This window comes from Acinetobacter sp. (assembly GCF_036666595.1).
Taxonomy (GTDB): domain Bacteria; phylum Pseudomonadota; class Gammaproteobacteria; order Pseudomonadales; family Moraxellaceae; genus Acinetobacter.
Genome location: NZ_JAVWVO010000010.1, coordinates 50,491 through 69,137, shown reverse-complemented (window position 1 = coordinate 69,137; position 18,647 = coordinate 50,491). Strand labels below are relative to the sequence as shown.

Sequence of the window (18,647 nt, the reverse complement as noted above, 5' to 3'; positions counted from 1 at the left end):
GAGGTTCTTATTTGGGTTGAAGTTGGTCGACTAACATGGCATCGCCATAACTAAAGAAGCGATATTGGTTGGCCACCGCATGTTGATAAGCCGCCAAAATATTATCACGATTTGACAGCGCTGAAACCAACATTAAGAGGGTCGATTCAGGCAGATGGAAGTTGGTGATAAGACGATCCACCACTTTAAACTCATAACCTGGATAGATAAAAATTTGAGTATCTCCCGTCCAAGCTTTGAGTTCACCCTGATGCGCTTGAGCCGCACTTTCTACGGCACGTGTGGCGGTTGTCCCAACAGAGATAACTTTGTTGCCACGAGCTTTGGTTTGGTGAATCAGCTCAACGGCGTGCTCTGGAACATCACACCACTCACTGTGCATAATGTGATTGGCAATGTCATCGGTACGTACAGGCAGAAAGGTGCCAGCACCCACGTGTAAAGTGACAAAAGTTTTTTGAATACCTTTGGCTTCGAGTTGATCCAACAGCTTTTGGTCGAAGTGTAAACTTGCAGTAGGTGCAGCGACACTGGCTAACTTGGTTGGATCATTAAATACCGTTTGATAACGCTCGGTATCAATGGCTTCAGCTTCACGGTTGAAGTAAGGAGGGATCGGAAGTTGTCCGTATAAATCCAGCACCGTTAAAATTGGCTGCGAGAACTCCACAATAAATAAATTTTCATGACGACCTAGCACCGTGACTTTAACGGCATCTGGGCCAATAAAGAGCTCAGCGCCCGCTTTGGGTGTGTTGCTGGCTTTGATGTGGCAGTGTGCAATAAATGCATCTTGCATGCGTTCAACCAGAACTTCGACGGCTCCGCCGCTGGCACGTTTGCCTTTGAGACGTGCTTTCATCACTTTGGTGTCATTTAAGACAAGTAAATCACCTGCATCGAGCAAATCTAAAATGTCGGTGAATTGAAAGTCATGATGCTGACCTTGAGCATCGAGGTGTAACAGTCGAGAAGCACTGCGTGTATCTAAAGGATAACGGGCAATGAGTTCATCGGGGAGGTCGAAATTAAAATCAGAAAGTTGCATGATGGGAAAGCAGCGTCAAAATAAGGGAGGTCAAAATTGCACTTAGTATATGCGTTTTTATATAAAAACGCTGAAATTGCACAAATATAAAGCTAAAAAATCAAATATGACTTAAAAATAGCCAATCATTACCAACTTGCGTTGACAAGTTTTTCAAAAAGTTTAATATACGCATCAACACCTTCCCGAGGTGGTGAAATTGGTAGACGCGGCGGACTCAAAATCCGCTGTCAGAGATGACGTGTCGGTTCGAGTCCGACCCTCGGGACCAAGATATTAAAAAACCCAAGCATATTCAGTCTTGGGTTTTTTATTGCCTGTAATTTAAGATTTGAATCAAATCGCCGTAAAACGTTACAGATGGCTTAAAACAATTGAATGTCCAGTGTAGGTCTGATGGATTATTTGCTTCATGTGATACATCCAAGATTTTGTTTTAATCCTTCTGATAAATAAGAATTTTTCAAAAAGTAAAACCAGTCACAAGATAAAAGTCTGACATAATTGATTTTTTTGTTAAATGCCATCATCGTATTGTTGTATTTTTATATTGTTTTAATAGTGAAAATTTGCTAATACATAGAATAAATAATGGGTTTGTGCCGCTAAAATCACAAAAGATGAGGCAGAAATGGGTATTCAATTGCTAGATGTCGGGTCTGATACAGAACAGTTAAGTGCTTGTCACTTATCTTTGTTGTTGGGCGTGAACAGTAATGACAATAAAATTAAAAGCTTTCTCAAATTTGCGCGAAAAATTTTAGGTGCACATGCCGCAATTTTAACGTTTAGCAATGAACCCTATAGCTGGTATGCGGGCAAACATGCATTCAATGCTTTTCAGTTACCCGCTGAAGCCAATTTTTCTACCCATTTTGAAGGTGATATCACGATTGATGCTCACCATCGCCATTATCATCGTCTTTCTCAGCAGGTCATTGCGCTAGGATTTGAACACCGTCGTATCATCGCATTGGATTTAAAGGCATCGGATAAATCTGTGGGGCAGGTCATTTTCTTTGATGAACAGTTGGACGCTTTTACGCAAGATGCTGTAGAAAATGTCTATGAACTAGCCTCTGGTTTTCTTAACCTGCTGCATTTGCGCATGGAAAATGCGGAGCTCAAAGAGTTATATGAACAACAAGTGGCCATGAATGTCAGTAAAACCAAATTTTTCCAAATTATTGCACATGACTTAAGGGCGCCTTTTCATGGCTTAATTGGTTTTTCTGAGGTGTTGGCTGAAGAGCGCAAAAGTTTGGATGAGTCTGGTGTGCAAAGTATTGCAGATTATCTGCATGATACAGCGCAATCGACTTATAGCTTGTTAGAGAGTTTATTGAATTGGGCGATGGCAGAGGGCGGACGTTTTGTTTATCACCCCATCCATTACAAGCTTAAGCAGTCCTCTCAAATCGTTTTTGATGTGTTGCATGCGTTGGCCATCAATAAAAATATTCAACTGATTGACCGTGTCCCCGATGATTTAAAAATTTTTGCAGATATCAATATGGTGACCTCTGTGATCCAAAATTTGGTCTCAAATGCGCTGAAGTTTACCCATATGCACGGCGAAGGTGTTGTGACGATTGATGCCAAACAACGTGAAGACTTTATCGATATCTATATTCAAGATACGGGTCTAGGTATGACCTTGGGGCAAATCGAATCTTTGTTTGAACCGAAGCTGACCATTAGTTTTAAGGGGACAGCTGGGGAGAAAGGTACGGGGTTAGGTCTGGTACTGTGTAAGCGTTTTGTTGACTTAAATAAAGGTGAAATTTCAGTCACATCCAAAGAAGGTGTCGGTTCAACTTTTATCGTTAGCCTGCCACGTTCGAACAGCGCACATCAAGCATTGTCACTCGCGACATCCCAGCAAGAATTTAGTGAATAATCATACTTTTCTTATAAAATAATTCGCCTAATCTCATGATCTGCTGTTATAAATAACCAAAACAATGCGAAAGAGTCGATCATGAATGCTGAGCAATTGCAAAAGACATTGCGCGCAAGTCAATATGCGGAACAAGTCCTATCTATACATCAGGTTTATCTTGAACAAGATTATGCAATTGATCAATTTTCTCAGCCATTGACCACCGAACAAATTTTCGATGTCGTTCAAAACAGCTTAAAAGAGATCAGTGATGAAACAACATGGATGCGCACCATCCGAATTTTACGTGCGCGTTTAATGTTTCGCTGGATTTGGCAGGATGCCAATCAACTGATCGATGTGATGACGCTGACGCGGGAGTTATCGGATTTTGCCGATGCGGCTATTTGTGTGGCAAAAGCATTTGCCTTAGCGCCATTGGTGGCTAAACATGGTCAGCCTCTGGGCTATAACCATAAAATTCAAGATTTAATTGTGGTTGCAATGGGGAAGCTCGGTGCACAAGAGTTGAATCTGTCCAGTGATATCGACTTGATTTTTGCTTTTGATGAGCAAGGTGAAACCGATGGTCGTAAATGCATTGATGTACAACAGTTCTGTATTTTGTGGGGGCAGAAGCTCATTTACTTGTTGGACCATATTACGGCTGATGGTTTTGTGTTCCGTGTGGATATGCGCTTGCGTCCTTGGGGCGATGGTTCTGCACTGGCCATTAGTCATGCGGCGCTGGAGAAGTATTTAAGCCAGCATGGTCGCGAGTGGGAGCGCTATGCGTGGATTAAGGCGCGGATTGTGACAGGGGGCAAAGAGGGGGATGAGTTGTTGGATATGACTCGTCCTTTCGTATTCCGCAAGTATGTTGATTACACCGCTTTTGAAGCCATGCGCGAAATGAAAGCCATGATTGAGCGCGAGGTATTACGCCGTAATATCGAAGATGATATTAAGCTGGGTGCGGGTGGTATTCGTGAAGTCGAATTTATTGTGCAAGTTTTTCAGCTGATTTATGGTGGGGCAAAATTAGAATTACAAGACCGTCAATGTTTAGTCAGCTTACATCATTTGGGCGAAGTGGGGTTACTGGATGGTCAAGCGGTCAGTGAGCTGGAAGATGCCTACTTATTTCTGCGCCGTGTAGAACATGCCATTCAAGCTCTGAATGATCAACAAACCCAGTCTTTGCCAACAGAACCAGAACTCAGACAAAGGATGATTGACACCTTGGGTTTTGTCAGTTGGGATGCATTTATTGAGAACTTAAACCAAAAGCGCGCCAAAGTTATTTACCAGTTTGAGCATTTAATTAAAGAAAAAGAGCATGACCCTTTCGTAGAAAGTTTTAGTCAGTTAGAAGCGCGGTTAAATGAAGTCTTAGATGCGAATGCAAAAAATCTCATCCATGAATTTTGGAATGGTCATGCGCTGAAAAAGCTGCCTGCAAAAGCGGTACAGCGTTTAAAAATGTTTTGGCCGCATTTGATTGAAGCGATTTTACAGTCAGATAAGCCGCAAGCCGCGCTGCTTCGCCTCATGCCTTTGGTCGAGTCTGTGATGCGGCGCACCGTATATTTGGTCATGTTGATTGAGAGTAAAGGGGCGTTACAGCGCTTGGTGAAAATGGCAACCGTAAGTCCATGGATTTGTGAAGAATTGACCCATTATCCAGTGCTATTGGATGAATTTTTGTCCATGGACTTTGAGCTGCCGCGCCGTCAAGATTTGGAAGATTCGTTGCGTCAACAGTTGCTTCGCATTGAGCTTGATGACGTTGAGGATTTGATGCGTGTGCTGCGCCTATTTAAAAAATCCAATGTATTGGCGGTTGCAGCCAGTGATGTCTTGGCTGAAAGTCCGTTGATGAAAGTATCCGATGCTTTGACCGATATTGCAGAAGTTTCGGTCAGTACGACTTTAAATTTAGCCTATCAAATGACGGCAAAAAAACATGGTTATCCGCTCGATGTTGAAGGGCAGCGCTGTTCGATTGATCATTTGGCATTTGCTGTGGTGGGCTATGGTAAAGTTGGTGGGATTGAGCTTGGTTATGGCTCGGACTTAGATCTGGTCTTTATTCATTATATGGATGAGCAAGCCGATACCGATGGGCTGAAGTCGATCAGTGGGTTCGAGTTTGCAATGCGTGTTGCGCAGAAATTTATGTCGTTGATGACCACGCAGACCCTTGATGGTCGGGTCTATGAAATCGATACGCGCTTACGTCCATCGGGTGAAGCGGGGGTCTTGGTCACCAGTTTAAAAGCCTTTGAGCAATATCAGTTGAAAAATGCATGGGTCTGGGAGCATCAAGCATTGGTACGTGCTCGTTCGATTGCGGGTGAGCCAAGTTTGCGTGATAAGTTTGAAGCATTGCGCTGTCGGATTTTGACGCAGCCACGAGATGAGGAAAACGTACGCGCAGAAGTGCTGAAGATGCGTCAAAAAATGAAAGACCATTTGGGTTCTTCTAAAGAACAACAAAAAGATGGAATTTTTCATTTAAAACAAGACGCAGGTGGTATCGTCGATATCGAATTTATGGCACAGTATGCTGTGTTGGCATGGAGCGGATCTCATCCAGATCTTGCCCATTATTCCGACAATGTACGAATCCTTGAAGACGCCGCAAAAGCCAGTTGCTTATCCAGTGACGATGCGACTGCATTGATTCAAGCTTATCTCAGTGAACGAGCCGAGAGCCACCGTTTAGCCCTTGCGAATCAATCCATGCAAGTAAATGCTGCGGACTGGCGCGATACCCGAGTGATCGTTTGCAAATTATGGCAAAGATTAATTGATCCAAGCTCAATCGTGAGCATTGGGTAACATGACTGTGTATATAAATTTGGAGTGTGTGTCATGAATTTGGCTGATCGTGATGGTTTTATTTGGCAAGATGGACAATTGGTTGACTGGCGTGAGGCAAAAACTCACGTATTAACACATACCTTGCACTACAGCATGGGTGTGTTTGAAGGTGTCCGTGCCTATGAAACACCGAATGGCACGGCTATTTTCCGTCTAAAAGAACACACTAAGCGTTTATTGAACTCTGCAAAAATTTATCAAATGAAAGTCCCATTTGATCAAGCAACACTAGAGCAAGCTCAAATTGATGTGGTTCGTGAAAATAAATTAGCGTCTTGCTACTTACGTCCAATTATTTTTATTGGTTCGGAAAAATTAGGTATTGCTGCAACAGACAATACGATTCATGCAGTAGTAGCGGCATGGAGTTGGGGGGCGTACCTCGGTGATGAAGCAATGGCGAAAGGCATTCGTGTGAAAACCTCATCGTTTACCCATCACCATCCAAACGTGACGATGTGTAAAGCGAAAGCGTCAGGTAACTATACCTTGTCGATTTTAGCTCATCAAGAAGTAGCGCATTCAGGTTATGACGAAGCAATGTTGCTCGACCCTCAAGGTTATGTATGTCAAGGTTCTGGTGAAAACGTATTCTTGGTGAAAGATGGTGTGTTACATACGCCTGATATCGCGGGTGGTGCGCTTGATGGTATTACGCGTCAAACTATTATTACCATCGCAAAAGACTTGGGCTATGACGTAGTTGAGCGTCGTATTACACGTGATGAATTCTACATTGCAGATGAAGCATTCTTTACAGGTACAGCTGCTGAAGTGACGCCTATTCGTGAATATGATGACCGTGAAATCGGTTCAGGTACGCGTGGCCCAATCACTGAGCAAATACAAACCACATTCTTTAATGCGGTTAAAGGTAAAGACCCGAAATACGCACACTGGTTAACTTATGTAAAATAAGTAATTCGGTGGAAAAGGGCTCTTCAGAGCCCTTTTTTGTTGCTCTGTAGTTTAGTCATCGATACCGAAAATATCTCGAGTGTAGAGTTTATTTTGTACGTCATTTAGTTCCGATGTTTGACGATTGCTAATAATTAAGTCAGCTACTTGCTTAAATTTTTTTAGATCGTGAATAACTTTACTATTGGCAAATTTTTTTTCTGAAATATTTGGCTCGTAAATAATCACCTTAATGCCTTGCGCCTTAATTCGACGCATAATCCCTAAAATTGCGGATGAGCGGAAATTATCAGATCCTGATTTCATGACCAACCGGTAGATACCAACCACTTTGGGATTTTTATGAATAATCGTTTCAGCAATGAAATCCTTACGGGTCCTATTTGCATCTACAACCGCTTGAATTAAGTTACTTGGGACTTGCTCATAATTTGCTAAAAGTTGTTTAGTGTCTTTAGGGAGGCAATATCCACCATAGCCAAAAGAAGGGTTGTTGTAAAACTTTCCAATACGCGGATCAAGGCACACGCCATCAATAATTTGACGAGTATCTAAATCAAAAACTTGCGCATAGGTGTCAAGTTCATTGAAATAAGCGACACGCATGGCGAGATAAGTATTGGCAAATAATTTGATAGCCTCTGCTTCAGTCGAGTGAGTAAATAGTACAGGGCAGTCTTTCTTAGTAGCACTATTAAGAAAGAGTTGAGCCAATGTTTCTGCACGTTCCGATTGCTCTCCTATAATAATTCGAGAAGGATAAAGATTATCCTGAAGTGCTTTGCCTTCACGTAAGAATTCAGGTGAAAAAATAATATTGTTTGTGTTAAATCGCTGGCGCATTCTTTGTGTAAAGCCGACAGGCACTGTTGATTTAATGATGATGGTCGCAAGCGGGTTGGTGAATTGGATGTCGTGAATGACTTGCTCCACACTTGAAGTATCAAATTGGTTAGTGATGGTGTCGTAATTGGTGGGCGTTGCAATCAGAATAACCTCAGCATTGATGTAACTATCTATTTTATTTGACGTTGCTTTAAAATGAAGATTTTCATTTTCTAGGAATAATGAGATGTCTTTATCTTGAATTGGGGAGATTTTTTGATTTAACTGGTGAATACGATTTTCATCGATATCAAATGCAGTGACACAGTGCTGCTGCGCTAAAATCAAAGCATTAGAGAGTCCAACATAGCCTAAACCGACCACTGTAATTTTCATTCTGTTGATTCTGAATTATTTTATAATACGGTGCAGGAGCAAGATGTCACGTAAATGAACAATACATTTCAGTTTAATTACCGTGTAATTACTTGGGATTTTATGGCTCTAATCTTCAATCAAACCGAGACTATGTTATGATGCAAAATACTATGTAGATCGGTAGTTTCAAGCATGTCTGTACATGAAAATGATGACGTTTTAAATACGACAGAGCAACAAAATCAGAATATTGTGCTGTGTATGAAGTGGGGGACCAAATATGGTTCGGACTACGTTAATCGTTTGTATAACATGGTAAAACGCCACACTACTGTTGACTTTAAAATGGTGTGTTTAACGGACCGTACCGATGGTATTGATCCTGCTGTACAGTGTTTTCCTATTCCTCCATTAGCACTTCCAGAGGGAAGCCCTGAACGTGGCTGGAATAAATTGTCTACGTTTGAGCCAGATCTTTATGGTTTAAAAGGCAATGCGCTCTTTTTAGACTTGGATGTCGTGATTGTTGATAACATCGATAGTTTCTTTACCCATTCTGGGGATTTTCTGATTATTCACGACTGGAAGCGTCCTTGGCGTATTACGGGGAATAGTTCAGTTTACCGTTTTAAGTTGGGTGCTTTTCCTGGATTGATGCCATATTTTCGTGAGCATTTTGATGAAATTCGTCAAAAGTTCCGCAATGAGCAAGCTTATTTGTCTTGGTATGTCGATCAAGAGAAAAAGCTCTCTTACTGGCCTGACAGTTGGTGTAAAAGTTATAAGTATCATTGCTTGCAAAAAATACCTTTGGCGTACTTTAAAGCACCAGTAAAACCCGAAGGTGCAAAAATTATTGTTTTCCATGGGGAAATTAACCCACCTGATGCAGTAAATGGTGGTGGTGGTAAATGGTATCGTTATGTGTTGCCATCAGATTGGATTAAAGAGGCTTGGCAGTAATCTTATGTCGTTTGTATTAAATCAACAACCTCGGCCATTCCGCTTAAGCGTCGTGATGATGGTAAAAAATGAGGCGAAAAATTTAGCAATATCATTACCTGCCTTAAAAGGCTGGATCGATGAGCTTATTGTTCTTGATTCTGGTAGTACTGATGATAGTCGGCAACTAGTGGAATCTGCTGGTGGTCAATGGTTCGTAAATACAAATTGGCAAGGTTTTGGCAAGCAAAGACAATTGGCGCAGAGTTATGCAACGGGTGACTGGGTTTTAGCACTAGATGCAGACGAAGAAATCACCCCTCAGTTGAAGCAAAGCATTCTTGAGGTGATTGCGCAGCCACCTGCCAATACAGTTTATGGTATTAAACGAATCGATTGTATCTTTGGTCATGAAATTGATAATTCATATTGGGCATTAAAAGCCCATTGGCGCTTATACCCGAAGACGTTTCAATATAATGATAATTTAGTACATGAATCAGTTGAACTGAATGGCGCAGTAACAAAAACCTTGAAAGGAACGATGCTACACCATACGGCAGATACACCTCAGTTTTGGCTAGATAAACGTTTACAGTATGCAAAAGCATGGGCAGTTGATCGACATCAACGTGGCAAAAATGTTTCAATAGTTTCTGTTATATTGCATACAAATTGGGCGTTTATTAAACAATATCTGGTTGATGGTCGGTTTTTAAAAGGTCGATATGGTTTTGTTTACTCGTTATTATTTACACAATACACGTTTAATAAATATGCCATTTTATACGATTTAAAAAATAACCAAGCGGAAAAGAATTTTTTAGATCTGAATAACAAACAGCAACTATTAGAACCTATTGATAAAGCGAATAAAAAGTCGACCTTATCTTTGGTTATGATACTCAAAAATGAATCGAAACATTTGGCAGCATGTTTAGATACAGTATCTGATATTGTTGATGAAATTATTATCTTAGATTCAGGCAGTACTGATTCTACAAAAGAAATAGCTGAAAAATATAATGCGAAATGGCATGTGAATTTGGATTGGCAGGGTTTTGGTAAGCAAAGACAATTGGCTCAGACTTATGCGACAGGAGATTATGTTCTCGTCTTAGATGCTGATGAGCGATTAGATCAGCCTTTAAGACAAGCGATTGTGAATGTGCTGAATCAACCTGTACAAACAGATAAGGTTTTTAGTGTCGCTCGAGTAAATCAATTTTGTGGTATCGAAGTACAGAAACGTTTTTGGTATGCAGATAAACTTGCTCGTTTATATGCACGTGAACATTTCCAATATTCCAGCTTAGAGGTACATGAGTCTTTAGATTCAAAGGGTGTGCCTGTCAAAAGATTAGATGGTTATTTGATGCATTTAACCAATGATGATTTACATCATTTTCTATTAAAAAATATTCGTTATAGCCACGATTGGGCAACTGAAAAATATAATAATGGAAAACAAGTTAATCTATTGATGGTTGTTCTCCGATCTATATTCTCTTTTATTCGTGAATATATTATTCGAGGAGATATACTCGGTGGAGCGTATGGTTTATTTCTTGCAGTAGCATCATTGGGGTATACCTTAGACAAGTATTTGATGTTATGGCAAAAAAATCAAGATAAGCGGTAAGATGTATGTGCAATTATGTTATAAGCCTTAGTTCAGCTGATCAGCGACGAGAACATATAAAGCAAGAATTTGATAAAAAAGAAGTAGCTTTTGAATTCTTTGATGCATTGACTCCCAATACGGCTTTACCATTTGTAAAATCATTAGGTCTAAAAGTAGATAGAAGTTGTTTGACTGATGGTGAAATTGCTTGCCTCATGAGCCATGTTAGTTTGTGGAAAAAAATTGTTGATGAAAATATGCCCTATATGGCAATTTTTGAAGATGATATTTACCTTGGAGAGAATGCTCAAAAGCTTTTAAATCATAGTGATTGGATTCAAACAGATTGGCATATTATTAAGTTAGAAGCATTCGCTGAACGTACTTTTTTAAGTACAAATTATGTAAGTATTGCGGACGGCACGCGTAAAGTATATCAACTTTTAGGTCAAAACTATGGAACGGCAGGCTATATTTTATCATTAAAGGGTGCGGAAACATTGTTAAACTATATTGCTGAAGGGGTTAGTCTTCCTTTAGATCATATTATGTTTGAAAAATTTGTTTTTGAGGGAAGTCTACCTGTTCATCAGTTAAGTCCAGCATTATGTATACAAGAAATGATGTTGTTTCCTGAAAAGAAAACGATGCTTTCAAGTGACTTAGTTACAGAGCGAAAAAGTCGGATGAAAAAACAAAAGAAAAAGGGGTGGGCTAAAGTCAAACTTGAGATTTTACGTATATTGAAACAAGTCAAATATGCGTTAGTAGGTAAGCGTGTTGAGTTTAAATAAGAGCTGATCTAGCAGTTAAAGTGAATACTTTGATATTTTACTTAACAAATCAAAATGTAAATGTGATGAAATGATAGGAATAGCTTGATATGCGCATTCTTGTAACAGGTGGTGCGGGTTTTATTGGTTCAGCAGTAATACGCCATATTATTCAGAATACACAACACCAAGTACTTAATGTAGATAAATTAACTTATGCTGGAAATTTAGAATCATTAACATCGATTGATAATAATGAACGTTACCAATTTTCCCAAACCGATATTTGTGATGAAGTCGAACTAGAAAAAATATTTAAGGAATTTCAGCCAGATGCAGTCATGCATTTGGCTGCTGAATCGCATGTTGACCGCTCTATTGATGGTCCTGCTGCATTTATTCAAACCAATATTGTGGGCACTTATAGCTTATTGGAAGCCGCACGAAAATATTGGTTAAGCCTAAACGTAGAAGCAAAAGAAGCTTTTCGCTTCCATCATATTTCAACCGATGAAGTGTATGGTGATTTAGAGGGGACTACGGATTTATTTACTGAAACAACGCCCTATGCACCAAGTTCACCGTATTCTGCAAGTAAAGCCAGTTCAGATCATTTGGTTCGTGCGTGGCAGCGTACGTATGGTCTACCCACGATTGTGACGAATTGTTCAAACAATTATGGTCCATATCATTTCCCTGAGAAATTGATTCCTTTGGTTATTCTTAATGCTCTAGATACGAAACCTTTACCCATTTACGGCAAGGGTGATCAAATCCGTGATTGGTTATTCGTTGAAGATCATGCATGTGCTTTATATCAGGTTGTGACAGAAGGTATTGTTGGTGAAACCTATAATATTGGTGGACATAACGAAAAACAAAATATTGAAGTCGTAAAAACGATCTGTAAGATCTTGGATGAGCTAAAGCCTCAGTCCACTGGACAGAAATATGAAACACTGATTACTTTTGTGAAAGATCGTCCAGGGCACGATTTGCGTTATGCGATCGATGCGGCAAAAATTGAAAAAGAACTCGGTTGGATGCCACAAGAAACCTTCGAAACGGGTATACGAAAAACGGTTGAATGGTATTTAAATAATTTAGATTGGTGCCGTCGAGTTCAAGATGGTAGCTATCAACGTGAAAGATTAGGTGTAAACGCATAATGGCAATAACAACAAAGGGTATTATTCTGGCGGGCGGCTCGGGTACACGTTTGTATCCAATTACAAAAGGTATTTCAAAGCAACTTTTACCTATTTATGATAAGCCAATGATTTATTATCCAATTTCTGTGCTCATGCTGGCAGGAATTCAGGATATTCTTATTATTACAACACCAGAAGATAAAGAGAGCTTTGAGCGTTTACTGGGTGATGGTTCACAATTTGGTGTTCGTCTCCAATATGCTATTCAGCCAAGTCCAGATGGTTTGGCACAAGCATTTATTATCGGCGAAGAGTTTATTGGTGATAGTAATGTGTGTTTAGTACTAGGCGATAATATTTTCTATGGTCAAGGCTTTACGCCAATGTTAAAACAAGCCGTTGCTCGTGCAAAAGGCGCAACAGTCTTTGGTTATCAAGTTAAAGACCCTGAGCGTTTTGGTGTAGTTGAATTTGACGAGCAGCAACGAGCAATTTCCCTAGAAGAAAAGCCTCAGTATCCGAAGTCTCATTTTGCGGTAACGGGGCTGTACTTCTATGACAATGAGGTGATTCAAATTGCCAAACAAGTTAAGCCTTCTGAACGCGGTGAATTAGAAATTACTACAGTGAACCAAATGTATTTGGAGCGTGGTGATTTAAATGTAGAGCTTCTTGGGCGAGGTTTTGCATGGCTTGATACAGGTACACATGCAAGTTTGCTCGAAGCGGCGCAATTTGTAGAAACCTTAGAGAAACGCCAAGGCTATAAAGTTGCATGTCTAGAGGAAATTGCTCTTAGTCATGGATGGTTAAGCAAAGAACAAGTTTTATCCATTGGGCAGAGCATGAGTAAGAATGACTATGGTCAATATCTGATTTCTTTGGTAAATGAATAAAATGAGTTTAGTAAAGTTAATTGATCTGCCGAACTTTGGTGATGACCGTGGTGGGTTAGTGGCTATTGAGTCCAATCAGTCCATTCCCTTTGACGTTCAGCGTTTATATTATATTTTTAATACAGTAGATAAGCCTCGTGGTTTTCACGCACATCTTAATTTAAAACAAGTGGCCATTTGTTTAAAAGGGAGCTGTCGCTTTATTTTAGATGATGGTCATCAAAAGGAAGAAATTGTATTAGATTCGCCTGCTCAGGGCTTACTTATTGAAGGTTTGATTTGGCGGGAAATGCATGATTTTTCGGAGGACTGTGTTCTACTTGTTTTGGCAAGTGAGCATTTTACAGAATCTGATTATATTCGTGATTATCAAGAATTTTTAAAAGAAGTACAAAAGCCTTTTATTCATCCTTTATCAGACGTGAAATCCCAAAAAATTGGACAGAAAACCAAAGTTTGGCAATTTAGCGTCATTTTACAGAATGCTATAATTGGTGAGAATTGTAATATTTGTGCGCATACTCTCATTGAAAATGATGTCATCATTGGTAACAATGTCACTATAAAATCAGGTGTTTATGTATGGGATGGAATCACATTAGAAGATAACGTCTTTATCGGCCCATCTGTTACGTTTACAAATGATAAAAAACCCCGTTCAAAGCAGTATCCAGAAGAGTTTTCTCAAACGACTGTTGAAAAGGGTGCAAGCATTGGGGCCAATGCCACCATTTTACCTGGAATTCGTATTGGTCAAAATGCACTGATTGGTGCTGGTGCTGTAGTGACTAAAGATGTCCCCGCAAATGCAATAGTGGTAGGCAACCCTGCAATCATTAAAGGTTATATATAAGAATGATTCCCTTTTTAGATTTAAAAAATATTAATCAGCAGTATCGTGAAGAGTTAATTACGGCTTGTACGCGTGTTATTGATTCTGGTTGGTATATTGGCGGAAACGAGCTTGAACAATTTGAACAAAATTTTGCAAACTATTGTGGAGTTAAATTTGCAATTGGTGTAGCCAATGGTCTGGATGCATTAGTTTTAACCTTACGTGCTTGGAAAGAACTCGGTAAACTCCAAGATGGTGATGAAGTGATTGTTCCTTCAAATACCTATATTGCCAGTATCTTAGCAATTACAGCAAATAACTTAACGCCAGTTTTAGTTGAGCCTGATATCGCTACCTACAATATTGATCCACTAAAAATAGAAGAAGCAATAACAGCCAAAACCAAAGTGATTTTACCTGTCCATCTATATGGTCAATTGGCTGCAATGTCAGACATTATGCACATTGCAAAAAAACATAATTTATTGGTTTTAGAAGATTCGGCGCAAAGTCATGGTGCTCAATTAGCCCATAAAAAAGCGGGTAACTGGGGAGATGCTTCAGGTTTTAGCTTCTATCCAGGCAAAAATCTAGGTGCGCTAGGAGATGCGGGGGCGATTACGACGAATGATGCTGAGTTGGCAAATATGCTAAAAGCTCTTCGTAACTATGGCTCACATGAAAAGTATAAAAATTTAGTACCCGGTGTGAATAGTCGACTAGATGAAATTCAAGCTGCAATGTTAGATGTTAAATTAAAATTCTTAGATCAAGAGGTTGAACATCGTCGTAAAATTGCCAGTTTATATCTTGAGAAGATTAATAATCCTCTCATTGAATTGCCATTAAGTAATATAGATGCCTCTCAATATGACCAACATGTTTGGCATTTATTTGTCATTCGTTCAAGAAATCGAGAAATATTACAGCAATATTTAGCAGAAAATGGCGTACAAACGTTAATCCATTACCCAATTCCTCCACATAAACAGCAAGCATATAAAGAATGGAATGATTTGAGTTATCCAATCTCAGAGAAGATTCATGATGAAGTAATGAGCTTGCCTATGGGGCCAACGCTGAGTTTGGAAGATGTTGAAAAAGTAATTCAGCTTTGTAATGAGTTTAGGCTTTAGAAATGGAAAATACAGAACTACCTTTAGTCACGGTTATGATCCCCTGTTATAACCATGAAAAATTTATCAAGGAAAGTATACAGTCTGTGATTGATCAGACTTATTCACGTTTAGAATTGATCGTCATTGATGATGGGTCGAAGGATAATTCAATCCAAATAATTGAAGAAATGCGATTGGCTTGTGAGCAACGTTTTGAACATTTCCAATTTATTTTTAGAGAGAATAGAGGATTAAGTAGAACCTTAAATCAGGGATTAAGTCTTGCTAGAGGAGAATATTTTAGCATAGTGGCATCTGATGATATTATGCTATCTGAAAAAACAGCAATACAAGTCGATGTATTTAAAAAGGATCCTTTAATCACGGCAGTTTTTGGAGCACACCAATATATTGATGATGAAAGTCATGTTGTTAGTGTGAAAAAAGCATCATATAGAGAGTTTAGTTTTCAAGAAATTTTCTATCATCAACATGATATTCCTGCCTCGTCACAAATGATTAAGCTTAATCATTTAAGAGATATTGGTGGATATAATGAGAATACAAAAGTAGAAGATTGGGATTTGTGGCTTAGATTGACTGGAGCTGGAGCTAAACTGGTTTATATACCCGATGTTATAGTTGGTTATAGAATGCATGATAGTAATTTGAGTAAAAACAAATCATTGATGTTTGATGAAGTGTTTAATATTGTACAAAGTTATAAGGATCGTAAAGGATTTCCTTATGCTGAATATAAAGTATACAAGTTGTATAAAATAAGACCAGCTAAAGAAAAAAGTTATTTGTTATACTTTTGGCTTCGAATGAAGTACCTATTACTTTATCTAGCAAAAAGTATGGGAAGATAACTGGGCTATAGTGTATGTTGGGTCAAAAACTAATTAATTATGTAGAAAGAAAGAAATTTAATGTGTCAGCTTTTTTCTTTCTTTTACTTAAATTAAAAAAAATCTATAAGAAAAATATAGTTTGGCTAGATCAGTTAGATAAGTCTTATCTGATAAATACCTGTGAGACTCATGCTTGCATTAGTTATTCACCCATTATAGATAAATTAAATAAAGCATCTGAAGTGCATTATTTTCAATCTAGAGTGTCAATATATCATTTTAAAAATGTGCTGATGAATATACGTTCATCCAGTTTTTTATTACAGGATAGTGATACTCTTGTTGTTGAACGGCTTGTTGATGTACCTCTAGAGTATTGTGATTATTCTGCTGGATTTATACGAATGCACAATGCAAATTATGCCTTGATACGTTTAAACCGTAAAATAATTAAGTTTAAAAAAATATTTTTTTTGGGAGGTAATGGCTGTTTTAATTATTATCACTGGGTTATGGAGATTTCACCCAAAATATTATTCTTGAGCAATCAGGTTCTTGATGAATATCCTGTAGATTGTATTGTTTGTGATGCATCGATTGAAAATATAGAGTCGTATAGGAAAATTCTCAATATAATGCTGAAAGCTGCAAAGATTGATTTACCAATTGTATTTGTTAATAACTATCATGAGGTTTATGCGGAAGAGGTACTATATATTAACAATCTAAATAATGTGGTTTTTAATAATAAAAATAAATTGTCCTCGGTTAAATATTCACATTTTTCTGCATCATTTTTAAGTGATATTCGTAATACTTTAATGTATTCGGATAATTCAATGAAAAGTTTATACTCTAAAATTTTTCTCGCAAGAAAATCGGCTCAATTAAGAAAATACAATCAAGATGAAATTTTAAATTTTTTTATTCAACAAGGTTTTCAGCCTGTGTATTTAGAAGAGTATTCTTTTGAAGAACAAATTGCATTATTTAAACATGCTGACTTTATCGTTGGACCAAGTGGTGCTGCCTGGTCCAATATTATCTTTTGCAAGGCAGGTTGTAAGGGGATAAGTTGGTTACCAGAACAACTCTCAGAGTTTTCTGTATTTTCATCACTTGCAAAAATTTTTGAATGTGATCTAAATTTTGTGTTAACTGATCAGATAAGTGATGAAAAATATATTCACTCCGATTATACAATCGATCTTGCTGATTTAAAGCGTCTATACTTTAAACTAAGTACCTAATCTCTATCCGCATTTCCCTTCAAGACCATATAAATTAAGCCGACAAAAATGACAAAAGCACCCGCAAGGCTACTTACACAAAAAAAGACAATACGGTCATAGGTTGTTAAATTAAATAATTGATTGTCTAAAATATAGCGCATGAAAAACCACTGTACGATTGCAAAAACAATTAGCACAATACCGCGACGACGGACTTCAGGACGCATAGCCATTTGGTTGCTCACAACTTATCTAAAACAGTGCGCTATTATGCCACTGCTGAGAATTGATCTCAAATGAATAAAAGTATTCTATTCAGGCCTCTAGGAAATAGCATACATTATTGTTTTCGAATTACTTGAGATCACGTGCTGGTTTGCGGAGCCTACATTGGTGGCTGTATCCGATAAGCATTGATATTGCCATAACAATTTCTAAAACGTCTATAGGACCAAATATATTGTTCAGGTGCTTGGTTAATCATGTCTTGCATGGCAAGATTTAAACTGTCCACAGATAGCTGTAGATCTTTCGATAAAATATCTTGAGATAACTCTGTACAGTAAACATCAAAACCCGCTGCATCAGTATTACGAATACAACTTAATCCAATCACATTGCATTGTGTTTTAGCTGCCATTTTAGAGACCAGTGTCGTGGATAAAGTATTTTGCCGGAAAAAATATGAATAAATACCCCCGCTAGGTTTGGGTAGATGATCCGGTAAAATCACCGTCAGCCCACCTTGTTTTAAGTGTCTGAAGATACTGCGGATACCCGTTTCATCGGTGGGGACAAGGGTGGCATTAAACTTTTGACGTGCATCTAAAATATAGCGGTTAATCCCTTTAATTTTATAGGGTTTATACATAATCATTGGTTGCGTATAGACATTTAACCATGCATTTAACAGCTCCCAACAGCCAAAATGTGGAATGACCACAATTACGCCTTTTTTATTGGCTAAAGCCTCTGTTAGAACAGATTCCCCATGAATATTTTTTAATAAATCTAGGTTGTATTGTGGTGGCATTCCCCAACATTTTAAAAATTCAATATAGGTCTGACACTGGCTTTGAATGCTGAGATGAACGCGTTTCTGGAGTGCTATTGGGTCGAGTTCAGGGTAGGCCAACTGCAGATTAATGGTGGTGATACGCTTGATTGAAGAGTCACTATAATAAAGCAGGTGCGCAATTCCGCGTGCGATATATTGTAAAAAGGACAATGGAAAAAGTGAGATGATTTTAAGTAGATAATAAATAGCCATATTTTGACTCAGGAA

The 18,647-nt window shown here is 38.6% G+C and carries 16 protein-coding genes and 1 tRNA gene; 13 read left to right on the top strand and 4 right to left on the bottom strand.

Going from position 1 to position 18,647, the window contains the following annotated elements; all coding sequences use genetic code 11:
- Window positions 1-7: 7 nt before the first annotated feature.
- Entirely contained in the window at window positions 8-1,048 is a 1,041-nt protein-coding gene (queA, locus tag RR876_RS13000) for a tRNA preQ1(34) S-adenosylmethionine ribosyltransferase-isomerase QueA (protein WP_332477941.1), read from the bottom strand.
- A 184-nt stretch (window positions 1,049-1,232) separates the two neighbouring features.
- Between queA and RR876_RS12995 the strand changes: the two genes are divergently transcribed.
- The 4 genes from RR876_RS12995 (at window position 1,233) to RR876_RS12980 (ending at window position 6,734) form a co-directional block, all read left to right on the top strand.
- Window positions 1,233-1,319: transfer RNA gene (locus RR876_RS12995), tRNA-Leu, on the top strand.
- A 360-nt stretch (window positions 1,320-1,679) separates the two neighbouring features.
- Window positions 1,680-2,948, top strand: a complete 1,269-nt coding sequence (locus tag RR876_RS12990; RefSeq protein ID WP_332477942.1) for a HAMP domain-containing sensor histidine kinase — start codon at window positions 1,680-1,682, stop codon at window positions 2,946-2,948.
- A gap of 81 nt (window positions 2,949-3,029) precedes the next feature.
- The gene (gene glnE, locus RR876_RS12985) at window positions 3,030-5,774 is read left to right on the top strand and encodes a bifunctional [glutamate--ammonia ligase]-adenylyl-L-tyrosine phosphorylase/[glutamate--ammonia-ligase] adenylyltransferase (protein ID WP_332477943.1); all 2,745 of its coding nucleotides are present in this window, start codon (window positions 3,030-3,032) and stop codon (window positions 5,772-5,774) included.
- Between the two features lie 33 nt (window positions 5,775-5,807).
- Window positions 5,808-6,734 (top strand): branched-chain amino acid transaminase, encoded by a 927-nt coding sequence (locus RR876_RS12980; RefSeq protein ID WP_004983545.1) that lies wholly within the window; start codon window positions 5,808-5,810, stop codon window positions 6,732-6,734.
- Between the two features lie 51 nt (window positions 6,735-6,785).
- Here RR876_RS12980 and RR876_RS12975 read toward each other — a convergent pair whose 3' ends face one another.
- Window positions 6,786-7,955 (bottom strand): nucleotide sugar dehydrogenase, encoded by a 1,170-nt coding sequence (locus RR876_RS12975; RefSeq protein ID WP_332477944.1) that lies wholly within the window; start codon window positions 7,953-7,955, stop codon window positions 6,786-6,788.
- Window positions 7,956-8,129: 174 nt separating this feature from the next.
- Between RR876_RS12975 and RR876_RS12970 the strand changes: the two genes are divergently transcribed.
- The 9 genes from RR876_RS12970 (at window position 8,130) to RR876_RS12930 (ending at window position 17,380) form a co-directional block, all read left to right on the top strand.
- Window positions 8,130-8,900, top strand: a complete 771-nt coding sequence (locus RR876_RS12970; RefSeq protein WP_201701600.1) for a glycosyltransferase — start codon at window positions 8,130-8,132, stop codon at window positions 8,898-8,900.
- A 4-nt stretch (window positions 8,901-8,904) separates the two neighbouring features.
- Window positions 8,905-10,521, top strand: a complete 1,617-nt coding sequence (locus RR876_RS12965) for a glycosyltransferase family 2 protein (RefSeq protein ID WP_332477945.1) — start codon at window positions 8,905-8,907, stop codon at window positions 10,519-10,521.
- Window positions 10,522-10,526: 5 nt separating this feature from the next.
- Window positions 10,527-11,297, top strand: coding sequence for a glycosyltransferase family 25 protein (locus tag RR876_RS12960; RefSeq protein ID WP_332477946.1), 771 nt, complete (start codon window positions 10,527-10,529; stop codon window positions 11,295-11,297).
- Window positions 11,298-11,386: 89 nt separating this feature from the next.
- Entirely contained in the window at window positions 11,387-12,445 is a 1,059-nt protein-coding gene (gene rfbB / locus RR876_RS12955) for a dTDP-glucose 4,6-dehydratase (RefSeq protein ID WP_332477947.1), read from the top strand.
- Window positions 12,445-13,323, top strand: a complete 879-nt coding sequence (gene rfbA, locus RR876_RS12950) for a glucose-1-phosphate thymidylyltransferase RfbA (protein ID WP_332477948.1) — start codon at window positions 12,445-12,447, stop codon at window positions 13,321-13,323. Before rfbB ends, rfbA begins: the two co-directional genes overlap by 1 nt.
- Window position 13,324: 1 nt before the next feature.
- Window positions 13,325-14,176 (top strand): WxcM-like domain-containing protein, encoded by an 852-nt coding sequence (locus RR876_RS12945; RefSeq protein WP_332477949.1) that lies wholly within the window; start codon window positions 13,325-13,327, stop codon window positions 14,174-14,176.
- Between the two features lie 2 nt (window positions 14,177-14,178).
- Window positions 14,179-15,294 carry a DegT/DnrJ/EryC1/StrS family aminotransferase gene (locus tag RR876_RS12940; RefSeq protein ID WP_332477950.1) on the top strand — a complete coding sequence of 372 codons (1,116 nt, stop codon included), beginning with the start codon at window positions 14,179-14,181 and terminating at the stop codon, window positions 15,292-15,294.
- A 2-nt stretch (window positions 15,295-15,296) separates the two neighbouring features.
- Window positions 15,297-16,148: a glycosyltransferase gene (locus tag RR876_RS12935; RefSeq protein ID WP_332477951.1), complete on the top strand. Its 852-nt coding sequence runs from the start codon at window positions 15,297-15,299 to the stop codon at window positions 16,146-16,148.
- A gap of 14 nt (window positions 16,149-16,162) precedes the next feature.
- On the top strand, window positions 16,163-17,380 hold the full coding sequence (locus RR876_RS12930) for a glycosyltransferase family 61 protein (protein WP_332477952.1): 1,218 nt from the start codon (window positions 16,163-16,165) through the stop codon (window positions 17,378-17,380).
- On the opposite strand, the gene RR876_RS12925 is transcribed toward RR876_RS12930, so the two are convergent.
- Window positions 17,377-17,595: a hypothetical protein gene (locus tag RR876_RS12925; protein ID WP_078388480.1), complete on the bottom strand. Its 219-nt coding sequence runs from the start codon at window positions 17,593-17,595 to the stop codon at window positions 17,377-17,379. The genes RR876_RS12930 and RR876_RS12925 overlap by 4 nt on opposite strands.
- Before the next feature lie 152 nt (window positions 17,596-17,747).
- The gene (locus RR876_RS12920) at window positions 17,748-18,632 is read right to left on the bottom strand and encodes a lysophospholipid acyltransferase family protein (protein WP_332477953.1); all 885 of its coding nucleotides are present in this window, start codon (window positions 18,630-18,632) and stop codon (window positions 17,748-17,750) included.
- Window positions 18,633-18,647: the final 15 nt, after the last annotated feature.

Bases quoted from the DNA above. Each gene is read 5' to 3' on its own strand.
- queA (WP_332477941.1), bottom strand. From the start codon at position 1,048: ATGCAACTTTCTGATTTTAATTTCGACCTCCCCGATGAACTCATTGCC.
- RR876_RS12990 (WP_332477942.1), top strand. From the start codon at position 1,680: ATGGGTATTCAATTGCTAGATGTCGGGTCTGATACAGAACAGTTAAGT.
- glnE (WP_332477943.1), top strand. From the start codon at position 3,030: ATGAATGCTGAGCAATTGCAAAAGACATTGCGCGCAAGTCAATATGCG.
- RR876_RS12980 (WP_004983545.1), top strand. From the start codon at position 5,808: ATGAATTTGGCTGATCGTGATGGTTTTATTTGGCAAGATGGACAATTG.
- RR876_RS12975 (WP_332477944.1), bottom strand. From the start codon at position 7,955: ATGAAAATTACAGTGGTCGGTTTAGGCTATGTTGGACTCTCTAATGCT.
- RR876_RS12970 (WP_201701600.1), top strand. From the start codon at position 8,130: ATGTCTGTACATGAAAATGATGACGTTTTAAATACGACAGAGCAACAA.
- RR876_RS12965 (WP_332477945.1), top strand. From the start codon at position 8,905: ATGTCGTTTGTATTAAATCAACAACCTCGGCCATTCCGCTTAAGCGTC.
- RR876_RS12960 (WP_332477946.1), top strand. From the start codon at position 10,527: ATGTGCAATTATGTTATAAGCCTTAGTTCAGCTGATCAGCGACGAGAA.
- rfbB (WP_332477947.1), top strand. From the start codon at position 11,387: ATGCGCATTCTTGTAACAGGTGGTGCGGGTTTTATTGGTTCAGCAGTA.
- rfbA (WP_332477948.1), top strand. From the start codon at position 12,445: ATGGCAATAACAACAAAGGGTATTATTCTGGCGGGCGGCTCGGGTACA.
- RR876_RS12945 (WP_332477949.1), top strand. From the start codon at position 13,325: ATGAGTTTAGTAAAGTTAATTGATCTGCCGAACTTTGGTGATGACCGT.
- RR876_RS12940 (WP_332477950.1), top strand. From the start codon at position 14,179: ATGATTCCCTTTTTAGATTTAAAAAATATTAATCAGCAGTATCGTGAA.
- RR876_RS12935 (WP_332477951.1), top strand. From the start codon at position 15,297: ATGGAAAATACAGAACTACCTTTAGTCACGGTTATGATCCCCTGTTAT.
- RR876_RS12930 (WP_332477952.1), top strand. From the start codon at position 16,163: ATGTTGGGTCAAAAACTAATTAATTATGTAGAAAGAAAGAAATTTAAT.
- RR876_RS12925 (WP_078388480.1), bottom strand. From the start codon at position 17,595: ATGGCTATGCGTCCTGAAGTCCGTCGTCGCGGTATTGTGCTAATTGTT.
- RR876_RS12920 (WP_332477953.1), bottom strand. From the start codon at position 18,632: ATGGCTATTTATTATCTACTTAAAATCATCTCACTTTTTCCATTGTCC.